The sequence below is a fragment of the Pseudothermotoga lettingae TMO genome, from assembly GCF_000017865.1.
GTDB lineage: Bacteria > Thermotogota > Thermotogae > Thermotogales > DSM-5069 > Pseudothermotoga_B > Pseudothermotoga_B elfii.
Window position 1 is genome coordinate 1,050,941 of the sequence record NC_009828.1, and the last position, 12,337, is coordinate 1,063,277.

The following is a 12,337-nucleotide window of genomic DNA, read 5'->3' on the forward strand; positions in this document are numbered from 1 at the left end:
GATCATCTCGATAACCATCCTCCATCCACAGCAAGCACAGTACCGGTTACATAATCAGCGGCTGAGCTTGCTAAGAAAACAACTGCGCCTTTCAAATCATCGGGCTTTCCCCATCTACCCATGGGTATTCTGGATAAAATCTCCATCGATCTATTTCTATCGTTTCTCAACGCCGCTGTATTATCCGTTTCCATATAACCTGGTGCAATTGCATTAACAGTGATACCGTATCTTGCCAGTTCATTTGCAAAAATACGGGTAAGCCCAACTATGCCATGTTTCGATACTGTGTAGGCAGTAGTAAAAATCCCTCCCTGAAAAGACAACATCGAAGCGACATTAATTATCCTGGCCTTTATACCATTCTCGATGGCATATCTGGAAAAGTACTGTGAGAGTAAAAATGCCGCTTTTAAATTAATGTTCAAAACTTTATCCCAGTCTTCAACGCTGTACTCTGTTACAGGGGCCCTTTTTATTACACCGGCATTATTTACAAGAATATCAACTCTCCCGAATTTTTTGACAGCACTTTCAACAATTGAGCCTATCTTTTCGAATTGGCTTAGATCCATTCCTATGGCAAAATATCTTCTTCCGATTTTTTCGATAGCCATTTTTGTTTCAGATTGCTCAGCTTCTGACCTACTAACCCCAACAATATCAGCGCCCGCTTCAGCAAGAGCAATTGCCATAGCCTGACCAAGACCACGAGAAGCGCCGGTGACAATGGCAACTTTTCCTTCAAGAGAAAATAATTTTAGAACATCCATCAAGATCACCTCACTGTTATATCAAGCAAATTCATCAACTCATTTAATTCATTTTCGTCAAGTTCTCTATAATTTCCCGTACTCATATTTCCCAGATTGATGTTCCCGATTCTGATTCTTTTTATCTTTCTGTAAGTTAATCCCATAATTTTTATCATTTTCTTGACCTGGTGATATTTGCCTTCTGTGATAGTAAGGGTCATTATATTAGACGACAATAATTTGATTTTTGCAGGTTTGAATCTATTTTGTGCCAGAACGATACCATTTTCTACAATTTGAATTTTCTCTGCTGTAAGATTTCCTTCAAACCATATCATATACTCCTTCTCCACATGAAATTTTGGGCTTATCAGCCTGTGAGTGAACAAGCCGTCGTTTGTTAAAATCAACAGCCCTTCCACATCTCTATCCAGCCTGCCCGCAACATGCATTTGGTCAATAAACGGATGATCTATCAGATCAAAAACAGATGGCTGGGCGTTAGTCTTATCGCTAACAAAACCAGCTGGTTTGTTGAAAATTAAATATATTTTTCTATAAGGAACGACAGTTTTTCCCATGTATTCAACGATATCTGTTTCGTTTATGTGAAAAGATATATTTTTTACAATTTCTCCATTAACCGATATTTCTCCTTTTTTTATAATTTTTCTGACCTCACTTCGAGTTCCTATTTTTGCATTTGCGAGAAATCTGTCCAGCCTCATTATTTTTCACCAGCCTTTGAACAATAAGTGGTTCTGAGAATAAAGTAAAACAAACTCCGAAACCAATGCCAAGTGATAGCAGAAGGGATATATTTCTGAAAAGGGCAAGTTTTGAAAAGCTCATAACTGTAAAACCTGCTATCAAGCCAAGAGCATTGGTAAGTATGGGCATACCAACGTTGGAAATTGTTTTCGAGATGTCTCTTGTCATTCTCATATCGTGAGCCAAGTGAATTGAGTAATCTACTACAAGACCTACCAGAATACTGGCTACAATAGACGTTGCGATATCGAGTTTTAGGTTAAAAAGCACGATGAAATCAAAATTGAAAAGAGCTGTTAAAGCTACAGGGATAGCAATAACTATAGAGAGCCAGAATTTTCTAAAAGCTATTATAATCATCAAGAATATCAAGATCAAAGACGTAATTAGACTCTGTAACTGGCTTTGCAAGATCTGAGAATTTATTTGATCAACAACAAAAGCCGCACTTGCCACGGTGAATTTATATTCTCTGTAATCACTTAATATTTTTTCAAGTTGCTGTTTAAGTTTCCCGGCATGTGTGTATGCATCATTTGTTATATTTACAACTAACCTGACTGTTTGTGCATTTGAAACAAAATATCCAACAGCCGGTTGTAAACGGGAAAGCATTGCTAATGTTGGCACAGGATATGACTGGGGAAATTGAACTGCCGAGACCCCTTCAAGGTCACTTATTTTCTCGATAATTTGTTTAATAATTTGTCCGTCTTTGACTGTGAAAATTGAATTTTTCTCCATCATTATGAAAACAGGTTCGCGATAGGAAAATTCTCTTTCGAGTATCTTCATGGCTTTGCCGATTTCGCTATTTTTCGAAAAGTACGAAACCTGATCCATTCCTATCTCAATTTTTCCAAGGCTAAATGGTGTAATAATCACTGCAATTATTATTGCAACAATGAGAGTTTTTCCAATTAAGCTTCCTTTTATAGTCACAGAAATCGCTTGAGGATTTCTCTTGTTTTCACTGTACAGTAATTCGTATCCAGATGTAAAAAGTATCAGAAACACCAGTGCAAGTCCAGATGAAACCATCAACCCCAGCTGTCTGAAAGCCGATATTTTAACAAAGAGGAAAGACAGGAACCCTATTGCGGTGGTAATCATTGAGAAAAATATGGGCTTAAACATTTTTTTTCTAACGTTCTTTCCAAATCTAAGTATACCATTGTAAAAATGGAGCCCATAAGCAGAACCTATTACCAGAACAAAGCTGATTGTCATGACTGTCATTACATTCAATTCAGAACCGATCAACGCCACGCATGAATAAACAACAATTGTTGCAAGTAGTGGAACAAGCAGAGAAACGAAACTCGCTTTTATTGAGCGTGTCTGAAGATAAAAAACTATCAATATAGCAAGAAACATCATCGCCGGATACAGGACCATCTGTTTTATTATTTCTTTGAAAAGTTGATCGTTTATAACAGTTTGACCAAACAATATTGGAGACAGCTGAGGATATTCCTTCAGCAAAGCCTCTATTTTTCTCAGTGCAGGTTTCTGATCATCAAGAGGCTTTAGAATGCAGTTTAAAAGCAGGTATTTGCCGTCACTGGAAATGAAAGATTTTGCTTCTTCATCACCAACTATCTCCCTTTTCAAGCTGGAACCATCAAAATATGGAGTTTTAAAGACGTAATTTGTCACGCTCAGGACAGTTTTGATGTCCTCTATTTTTAAAAGTTTTTCCTGAAGTTTTAAAACATCTTGAAGGGATTCTCTGTCAAAAAATGTTTTCTCAGAATAGAGAATGAGTATGATCTGTGTTCCATCAGAAAATTTTTCTGATACATCCAGCAAAGCTTTAACATCCTGATTATCTATCTTTTCAATGGGCTCTCCTGGCCTGTATCCCGGAAGGAAAACCATGTAATCAGCATTTATTTTGATTCTAAAAAAAGCATAGACAGCGCAAAGTATGGATAAAATCAAGAAGATAATGGTAAACCTGTATCTTTTCATATCTCTTCCTCCCATTTTTTCACACTGAGTAGATTATATAGTTAAAATTTTTAACTGTCAATATCTTTAATATTAGTAAACCTCACATATATTGACCTGATATTTCAATTAGGGTTCGAGGTAATTCAGCCGGGGCAAATATGATATCATCAGAAGTGAAAAGATTCACCTGAGGTGGAGGAATTGCCCAACACCGAGGGGAATCTCCCCCTCGTTGTTGGAGGGGTTTTTCTTTTAAGGAGTGATTGTATGGATTTATCTGCCGGATTTAGAAGATATGTGGCCATAGCTGGTAGAAGAAATGTGGGAAAGTCTTCTTTCCTGAATGCGATTATTGGTCAAAATGTGTCTATAGTGAGTGATATAGCCGGGACCACAACTGACCCGGTTTACAAAACCATTGAACTCAATCCCGTTGGCCCTGTTACTTTTATAGATACCCCGGGATTCGATGACACTGGTGAACTTGGTAGATTGAGAATTGAAAGGGCAAGAAAAGTTCTCTATCGAGCTGATTGTGGAATCCTCCTTGTTGATAGCTTACCGACGCGTTACGAAGATGATATCGTTTCTCTGTTCAGGGAAATGGAGATACCATTTTTAATAGTTGTCAATAAAGAGGATTTATTGAAGGAGAAAGTTGACGAGTTGCTCGGGGTTTATCAACAAAGATATGGTGTCAAGACAATCTCAGTTTCCTCCAAATTAATTAAAGGTTTTGAACTCATTGGAAGAAAAATCAATGAAATATTACCCGATGATGATGAAGTGCCGTTTCTTTCTGATCTTATTGAAGGAGGAGATCTGGTTGTTGTAGTTGTTCCGATAGATCTTGGCGCTCCGAAAGGAAGGCTCATAATGCCTCAAGTTCATGCTATACGGGAAATAATTGATAGAGAAGCTGTAGCCCTTGTTGTAAAAGAAAGAGAATTGAGGTACACGCTGGAGCAAATTCATATGAAGCCAAAACTTGTTATAACTGATTCTCAGGTTGTTATGAAAGTAGTTTCTGATATAGATGACGATGTTGAGCTCACCACTTTTTCGATTCTTGAATCGCGCCACAGAGGCGATCTGGCTTATTTTATTGATAGCGTAAAAACAATAGAGCATCTTCAAGATAATGATACCGTTTTAATAATGGAAGGTTGTACGCACAGGCCACTTACGGAAGATATTGGCAGAATTAAAATTCCAAGATGGCTTGTTAATCATACTGGAGTTAAACTTAATTTTAAGGTAATCTCAGGTAGAGATTTTCCCGACCTGAATGAAATTGAAGATACTAAACTCATAATCCACTGTGGAGGGTGTGTACTTAACAGATCTGCCATGATGAGAAGGATTCGTATGGCAAAGAGACTTGCCAAACCTATGACAAATTATGGAGTTGTAATTTCATATCTCCATGGTGTGCTGGAAAGAGCAGTCAGGATTTTTCGAAGAGGTGCTTTAATATGAGAAAAGAGAAGGATTATCTGGGTGAGATTGAAGTAGAAGATGATGTTTATTATGGAATTCATACTAAAAGGGCTCTTATCAATTTTCCAGCTACTAGCGAAAAGCTGGATGATACCTTTATCTGGGCATATTTTACAATAAAAAAAGCTTGTGCTTTGTTAAATGCAGAACTTGGATACTTGGATGAAAAAATTTCTGTGGCTATAACCCGGGCATGTGATGAATGGCAGTTTCTAAAAGATCACATTGTAATTGACCCACTTTGTGGCGGAGCTGGTACATCTGTGAATATGAATGTAAACGAGGTGATTGCGAACAGAGCTTCCGAAATACTCGGTCGAAGAAAAGGAGAATACATAGTTGATCCTATCCTTCATGTAAATTTGCACCAATCTACAAATGACACTTTCCCGACGGCAGGCAAAATAGCTGTGATTGTAAAGTTAAGAGAATTGATCAATGAAGTTATAAACCTCCAGGATAAGATTCAGCAGAAAGAAAAAGAATTTTACTCAATAAAGAAACCTGGAAGAACTCAGTTGATGGATGGTCCCCCCATAATGCTCGGTCAGGAATTTGGTTCTTTTGCGGATGCACTTGCAAGAGACAGGTGGCGTTTATACAAAGTTGAAGAAAGAATAAGAACTGTTAATATAGGTGGTACCGCTATTGGCACAGGGATAGGTGCTCCAAAAGAGTATATATTAAAAATCGTAGACAAAATACGGCAGCTCTGTGGTGTGAAAATATCAAAGGCGGAAAATCTCATAGATTCTACACAGAACTGGGATGTTTTCTCTGAAGTTCATGGCCTTCTGAAATCTCTTGCTGTAAACCTTTACAAAATATCCAATGATATTAGACTTCTCGCAAGTGGTCCAAAAACAGCTATTGGAGAAATTATTCTTCCACAAATTCAGGCAGGTAGTTCTATCATGCCCGGTAAGATCAATCCGGTTGTTTGTGAATATGTAATGCAACTTTGCCATGTTGTTTTTGCAAATGACGTTTTAATAGCTCACGCTTGCTCACTTGGTAATCTGGAACTCAATCAATTTGCTCCATTGATTGTCCATTATACGCTCAAATCACTGGACTTTTTGAAGAATTCCTGTATAGCTTTGTCGGCGTATATACCTTTCATAAAAGCTGATGAAAGAAAGTGCAGTGAAAATCTCGAAAGATCAACAGCGCTTCTTACACCACTGATAAATATTTTCGGGTATAAGGAGGTTTCTGAGGCAATAAAAATAGCTAACTGGGACCTTTACCGAGCAATTGAGATCCTCTCAGAAAAAAGGCATATAGATCCACAGGAAATTATTCAAAATCTTAACATAGATAAAATGGCAGGGCTTGGTTATCACTGAAAGTCTTGCCCTGCCAGAATGAGTAATTTTATTTCAGATATTTGTTGAACCACTCAGTTATCTCTTTTAATCTTCTCACTCTGTGTTTGGGTTTTCCACCACGGCTTAACTCATGATTTTCACCTTTGAAAATAACTAATTTTGTGTCAACATTGTTGTACCTCAGGGATGTGAACATTTGGATAGCTTCAACGAGCCAGCATCTGTAATCTTCATCCGAATGAATAAACAGTGTTGGTGTTTTTGCTCTGTCTGCATATTTCATGGGAGAATGCCACCACAGTTTCTCTTGATTGCTCCATGGCGTCGCAAGGTGCTGATCCTCCACAAAAAAGTACCCTATATCTGTTGTGCCAAATTTTGATATCCAATTTGCAATGCTTCTTTGAGAAACAGCCGCTCTGAATCTATCTGTATGTCCAATAATCCAGTTCGTCATGAATCCTCCATAAGACCCACCTGTTACTCCCATTCTATTTTCGTCAATAAACTGATATCTTTTCAACGCTGCATCAACAAAATCCATAAGATCTTCGTAATCAACAGTACCATATTTTCCCCTTATATCTGCAAACTCGTTTCCTCTTCCATCGCTTCCTCTCGGATTTGTGAATAGGACAACATATCCTTCGCTCGCCCAAAATTGCATTTCGTGGAAAAAAACTTCTCCGTAGACTGTTTTTGGTCCTCCATGTATATCGACGATGGCGGGATATTTTTTTGCACCATCAAAGTCAACAGGCTTGATTATCCAACCTTCCAAGGTTGTACCATCTCTCGATTGAAAAGTAAATCTTTCTGGCTTAGAGAGATTGCGTTCTTTTACAAGCCATTCATTGAAAAATGTTATCTGTTGCTCTTTATTTTCCTTTACTGTGTAAAGTTCCTGCAATTTCATATTGCGCATGCCAACAAAAATAATCTTATCTTCATACACATCGAAGCCATCTACTGAACCATCTTCCAGAGTGAGTTGATCGATATTTCCGTTTTCATCAATTTTGTAGAGATGGGAGCTGTGCCAGTCTGTGCTTATAAAATACAGATGATCACCATCGATTTTCGCAATGCGATTTGCACCATAACGGCAGTCAGAATTTACACTGTTTCTGAGGCTTCGGTCAAAATTTGGAGTAATAACTCTTGTGGTTCTGGTTTGAGGATCCAGGATGTAAAACCTTGGATTTTCATTTATTCCATATTTTCTCATATCTTTACCTGCAAAAATTATCTTATTTTTCAGGAAATAGGCTATTTCGTAATCAAAACGATCTTCGTGTGTTAGCTTCGTGAGTTTTTCATCTTCAAAGGTATAAAGATGCAAATCAGATTTTATTTCCATCTTTTTCTCAAAGCGGTTTGATATAAACAGAAGTTTTTTTCTATCTGGATTTATTGAAAAATGCTCGACATTAGTATACTCATCAGTTATAGGCAAAATTGTGCTGGAATTTTCATCATAGATATACAGTCTGGTTCTCTTTTTGTTTGTGAAACCGCTCCCGTTCGACCAGAAAGGAATTTCGTCAACAACCTCGTAATCTTTTTCTTCTTTTGCTTTTCTTAACCATTCCTGTTTTTCTGCTTCGTTCATTTTTGAAAGATCAGGTATTTCTGGATCGTACATAGCCGTAAACACAAACTTTTTTTGACCGATATACTCAATCTTTCTGACCATTAGAGGAATTTCAAAAGCTCTTTGGGCTTCTCCACCATTAATATTTATTTTGTAAAAAACAGTCAGTTGTTCTCCATTATCTTTTCGTTTCCTGTCTTTTTCGTTTCTTAAGGAAGCAAACAACAGTGTTTCCTTATCTAACCATGTAAAAATTCTCTCATCTCCAAAAAATGTCACTTGCAGTAGTTGCGGATATTCTGTTTTGTAAAGCCAGATCTTCGAATTGTATTTGTTTTCATCCTGGTCCATTTCATGAACGGCAAACGCCAAATGCTTTCCATCTGGAGAAAAAGACAAATCTGATATAAATCTGTACTTTAAGAAATCATCGATTTTGAGTTTTTGCATGAAACCCCTCCTTTTCGTTCGCATTAAGTACTATTTTATCACTGCGATAGAAAAAAACAAAACCCGTGCCATAAGGCACGGGGAGTAGAATTTCCATTTTTGATGTCAGTTTTCACACCAATTCAAAACTTCCTGAACATCTATTGTGGCTAAGGCAATATGGTTGTCCGCTGCTCCGTAATAGACAAAATATTTTCCTCCAAATTCAACCATGGCATCACTAAATACGACATTTGGAACTCCTCCAAAGATCTCCCAATCTTCCTTTGGTTCAAGAATTGGTTGTTCGCTTCTTTTAAGAACAACCCGGGGGTCGTTCAAATCAAGCAATATAAAACCAAGTCTATATACAGGCCTTTCACTTTTCTCAACACCATGGTACAGTAAGAGCCATCCATACGGTGTCTTCAAAGGTGGCGCACCGGCACCAATTTTAAGATTGTCCCAGTAATCTGGCCTTGGCTTGGCTATGCTGACGAAATTATTCCAGTGGACCAGATCGTCTGAATAAGCTATCCAGATATCTGGTTCTATTCTATGCAACATTACATATTTTCCATCTATCTTTTCTGGGAACAATGCGGCATCTTTGTTGTTCATATCCGGCAAAACCACGTTATACCTTTTCCAGGTTATAAAGTTCTTTGTCGATGCCAATGACACACGCGTCCCTCTGGGAGAATAGGCTGTGTAAACCATATAATACTCCTCGCCAATTTTGGTAATTCTCGGATCTTCTACACCGTACAATTCCCATTGAGAAGCAGGTTTAAATACTGGTTTTTCCAATCTGTTGAAATTCACGCCATCAATACTTACAGCATAACCCAGTCTTGATACCATATCTTCTCCTTGAGCCCTGTAAATCATGTGGAACAGTTCGCCATCAAAAACAACAGCGCAGTTGAAGACAAATTTGTTTTCCCATCCATGGTAAGAAACAGGACTCAATAATGGATTTGCTGGGTGTCTTAAGAGTTTCAACTCCATTGATATACCTCCTCTATTTGAATGACATCGAGATTCCTTGAAGGAAATATTTTCTCAACAACAAAAATATTAAAACCATAGGCATCATTTGTAAAACAGAACCGGCAAATATTGGTCCGACATAACTTGCGTACTCATGATTGAAGGCAGCAAGTAATACAGAAAGTGGCATTTTGTTATAGTCTTTTATCACCATCAAAGGCCAGAGAAAGTTGTCCCATATTCCTATGAATGTAAACAATCCAACGATTGATGCAGTTGATCTGCTGAGTGGTAGCATCACTCTCAAAACTATCCAGATGCGATTCGCACCATCTATTTTTGCCGCATCTATGTAATCGTCAGGTATAGATTTAAAAGATTGACTGAACATGAAAACACCCCATGCACTTACCAGGCTTGGAACAATCAAAGCACTGTATGTATTTAGCATCCCGAGATTTTTCATCAGCACAAATAAAGGTATCAGGAACATAAACCCGGGAAAGAGCATCTGGTATATTATGAAATTAAATGTATATCTGCTCAACCTGAATCTAACTTTTGATATGGCAAAACCAATGAAGGCAGATGTTATCACTACGGAAAATGTTACGGTACTCGAGATGAATATGCTGTTCATCAATGCCTTTACGAAGGGTCTTCCTATCTTTTCAGACATGAAGAAAATAAATCTATAGTGCTCAAGGGTGAAGTTTGAAGGAATAAATGTCGTAAATATTTCTCTGGCGGGTTTAAAAGATGAAAAAACGAGCCAGAAGTATGGATATATCCAAACCACAGCCAATAAAAGCATCACAACGTGCAGAACAACTGAGGCAGATCTTTTTTTTCTCATTGAAAACTCACTTCCCTCTCAAAGATGCGGCGAATCAGCATTACTATGCCATAACTCATAAAAGCTGTCACTATTGCAACAGTGGTTGCATACGAGGGGTTAATCCTTCTGAACGCTGTGTCGTACATATATATTAGAAAAGTGGTTGTTTTTTGCATTGGACCGCCACCTGTTATCATATAAGGTTCCGTGAAAATTCCAAAGGTGAGTGTTATAACCAGAACGAGCACAGTAATCAACGATGGATTTATCAGAGGAAGTGTTATTCGCCAGAATATCGTTCTGCGATTCGCACCGTCTAACTGTGCTGCTTCGAATAAATTTTTTGGAATTGCTTGAAGTCCCGCGTATAATATCAATCCATAGTAACCAATAAATTTCCAGCATATCATCAAGCAAATCGAGAATATTGCAAGCTGTGGATCACTGAACCATGGAATAGTTTTTCCAAATACCAAATAGACCAATCTATTAATTGGCCCATTTACAGAAAACAGGTTTGAAAACATTATTGAGTAGGCCACTCCAGATGAAACATTTGCCACTAAAAACGAAAGCACGATAAAGGTTTTGAAGTACTTTATTTTATTCAATGCAAGAGCAAATAGTAAAGATGATATCAAAACCATTGGCACTAAGTAAGCAAGAAAGTTAAGCGTATTCAAAACAATTCTTAAAAATGTGGGGTCCTGAAAAATTCTAACGAAATTTGCAAAACCTGTAATTTTTGGTTTTCCAAAAAAGTTCCATTTCGAGAATGCAAGCATTACCATCCAAACAAAAGGATAACCCCAGAAAACGGCAGTATATCCAAAATAAGTACATATAACACCAGTTGCAAATATTTTATCTTTACTTTTCAAAGAAGGCACAGTCATCACCCTTCTTAGCTTAGAAAATTATCTTATTAACTTCTTTTACTGCGGTTGTCAGGGCATCGTTTGGCGATTTTTTCAGATACATCAATGGCTCAATCAAGTGAATGGTCATGGCATTTTGAACATCTATGGTTTCGCCCAGAAGTGCAGGTGGTACTGCATACCCTACAGCTTCGGCATATGCTTTGAAAAATTCATCTGACATGTATTTCGTGAAAGCCGGGTTTTCAGCAAGGTCTTCTCTTGCAGGTGGCATTTTCGTTTTTTCAATCCACATAACGTCGTGTTCTACCTTAGAAAATACCCAGGAGATAAATTCAAAGGCAGCCTTCTTATCTTTGCATGTCTCATATATCACTAAGCCTTTTGTATCAGCAAAAGTGTAAATTGGTTTTCCTTCCGGAAAATCATCAGGAACAGGTGGGGGAGAAATCCACATGTGCTCCATTACATCTGGAAAAGTTTCCCTTGCCCAATTAATTTCCCATGGGCCAGTTATTTTACCCAGAACGACACCCATATACAGTGGATTTGTACCAAGTTCTACGGCTGTATAACCATTCTCAAACATTTTGTATATGAACTCAGCTACTTTTAAACCATATTCGTCATTGAAAACTGCTTTCTTTTTTCCAATGTCTATATAGTTTTTCCCATTGCTTGCGGCGTAGTAATATGTTATGAAATCGAACCAGCGGTCCCACCAGTTCCGGCCAGCTATCACCTGGACACCGTATTTTTCACTCGGTACAGTGAACTTCTGGCTGATTTCATAAATTTCACTGTAAGTTCTTGGTGGTTTACTATAGCCAAGTTGACTTAGAAGATCTCCCCGCCACCAGAAAAGCATTGGGTTTGAATAAATTGGTATGACATAATAATGACCGTTGTACTGCCATTTTTCAATTATATTTTTCATTTTTCTGCTCTCAACCATTTTCCAGAAATCATCGCCAAATGAATCAAGTGGATATATTGCGCCAATTTCAGCAAGCTGGGCTGCGAATCCACTAAAGATGTTTTCGGATATATCTGGTGCGTTTCCTGCGGCTATGGCTGTTAGAATTGCTTCTTCAGAACTTGCCGCTGCGGGAATAACAGCCAGTTCTATCTCTATATCGGGCCTAACTGTTTTCCACTCTTCAACTATAGCCTTCCAGAATTCCTCCTGTAATGGGTTGGGAGCAGTCCAGAAAACAAGTTTTACACCAAAAGTAGTAATAATTGAGCAGAGAATGAGAATTGTTAATAGTTTTTTCATTTTTCCCCTCCTT

Annotated in this window: 10 protein-coding genes; 2 read left to right on the top strand and 8 right to left on the bottom strand. The window is 37.9% G+C overall.

The window, feature by feature from the left end:
- Positions 1 to 2 precede the first annotated feature (2 nt).
- The 3 genes from kduD to TLET_RS05250 are packed head-to-tail and all read right to left on the bottom strand — an operon-like array spanning position 3 to position 3,500.
- Complete coding sequence (kduD, locus tag TLET_RS05240; protein ID WP_012003070.1) at positions 3 to 773, bottom strand: 2-dehydro-3-deoxy-D-gluconate 5-dehydrogenase KduD; 771 nt, start codon at positions 771 to 773, stop codon at positions 3 to 5.
- A 5-nt stretch (positions 774 to 778) separates the two neighbouring features.
- Complete coding sequence (locus tag TLET_RS05245; protein WP_012003071.1) at positions 779 to 1,483, bottom strand: pseudouridine synthase; 705 nt, start codon at positions 1,481 to 1,483, stop codon at positions 779 to 781.
- The gene (locus TLET_RS05250) at positions 1,434 to 3,500 is read right to left on the bottom strand and encodes an efflux RND transporter permease subunit (protein WP_012003072.1); all 2,067 of its coding nucleotides are present in this window, start codon (positions 3,498 to 3,500) and stop codon (positions 1,434 to 1,436) included. Before TLET_RS05250 ends, TLET_RS05245 begins: the two co-directional genes overlap by 50 nt.
- Positions 3,501 to 3,749: 249 nt before the next feature.
- Here TLET_RS05250 and hydF point away from each other — a divergent pair, with 249 nt between their 5' ends.
- Together hydF and TLET_RS05260 are read left to right on the top strand one after the other, a co-directional pair.
- On the top strand, positions 3,750 to 4,961 hold the full coding sequence (hydF, locus tag TLET_RS05255; protein ID WP_012003073.1) for a [FeFe] hydrogenase H-cluster maturation GTPase HydF: 1,212 nt from the start codon (positions 3,750 to 3,752) through the stop codon (positions 4,959 to 4,961).
- A complete protein-coding gene (locus tag TLET_RS05260; RefSeq protein WP_012003074.1) occupies positions 4,958 to 6,331 on the top strand; it encodes an aspartate ammonia-lyase in 1,374 nt (457 codons plus the stop codon). The genes hydF and TLET_RS05260 overlap by 4 nt, the downstream gene beginning before the upstream one ends.
- 28 nt (positions 6,332 to 6,359) lie before the next feature.
- On the opposite strand, the gene TLET_RS05265 is transcribed toward TLET_RS05260, so the two are convergent.
- The 5 genes from TLET_RS05265 to TLET_RS05285 form a co-directional block, all read right to left on the bottom strand.
- Positions 6,360 to 8,357, bottom strand: a complete 1,998-nt coding sequence (locus TLET_RS05265; RefSeq protein WP_012003075.1) for a S9 family peptidase — start codon at positions 8,355 to 8,357, stop codon at positions 6,360 to 6,362.
- A 105-nt stretch (positions 8,358 to 8,462) separates the two neighbouring features.
- Positions 8,463 to 9,347 (bottom strand): glycoside hydrolase family 130 protein, encoded by an 885-nt coding sequence (locus TLET_RS05270; protein ID WP_012003076.1) that lies wholly within the window; start codon positions 9,345 to 9,347, stop codon positions 8,463 to 8,465.
- A 13-nt stretch (positions 9,348 to 9,360) separates the two neighbouring features.
- Positions 9,361 to 10,185, bottom strand: a complete 825-nt coding sequence (locus tag TLET_RS05275) for a carbohydrate ABC transporter permease (RefSeq protein ID WP_012003077.1) — start codon at positions 10,183 to 10,185, stop codon at positions 9,361 to 9,363.
- Complete coding sequence (locus tag TLET_RS05280; protein ID WP_012003078.1) at positions 10,182 to 11,057, bottom strand: carbohydrate ABC transporter permease; 876 nt, start codon at positions 11,055 to 11,057, stop codon at positions 10,182 to 10,184. Before TLET_RS05280 ends, TLET_RS05275 begins: the two co-directional genes overlap by 4 nt.
- Positions 11,058 to 11,076: 19 nt before the next feature.
- Entirely contained in the window at positions 11,077 to 12,324 is a 1,248-nt protein-coding gene (locus tag TLET_RS05285) for an ABC transporter substrate-binding protein (RefSeq protein WP_012003079.1), read from the bottom strand.
- Between the last annotated feature and the right edge of the window lie 13 nt (positions 12,325 to 12,337).

Bases quoted from the DNA above. Each gene is read 5' to 3' on its own strand.
- kduD (WP_012003070.1), bottom strand. From the start codon at position 773: ATGGATGTTCTAAAATTATTTTCTCTTGAAGGAAAAGTTGCCATTGTC.
- TLET_RS05245 (WP_012003071.1), bottom strand. From the start codon at position 1,483: ATGAGGCTGGACAGATTTCTCGCAAATGCAAAAATAGGAACTCGAAGT.
- TLET_RS05250 (WP_012003072.1), bottom strand. From the start codon at position 3,500: ATGAAAAGATACAGGTTTACCATTATCTTCTTGATTTTATCCATACTT.
- hydF (WP_012003073.1), top strand. From the start codon at position 3,750: ATGGATTTATCTGCCGGATTTAGAAGATATGTGGCCATAGCTGGTAGA.
- TLET_RS05260 (WP_012003074.1), top strand. From the start codon at position 4,958: ATGAGAAAAGAGAAGGATTATCTGGGTGAGATTGAAGTAGAAGATGAT.
- TLET_RS05265 (WP_012003075.1), bottom strand. From the start codon at position 8,357: ATGCAAAAACTCAAAATCGATGATTTCTTAAAGTACAGATTTATATCA.
- TLET_RS05270 (WP_012003076.1), bottom strand. From the start codon at position 9,347: ATGGAGTTGAAACTCTTAAGACACCCAGCAAATCCATTATTGAGTCCT.
- TLET_RS05275 (WP_012003077.1), bottom strand. From the start codon at position 10,185: ATGAGAAAAAAAAGATCTGCCTCAGTTGTTCTGCACGTTGTGATGCTT.
- TLET_RS05285 (WP_012003079.1), bottom strand. From the start codon at position 12,324: ATGAAAAAACTATTAACAATTCTCATTCTCTGCTCAATTATTACTACT.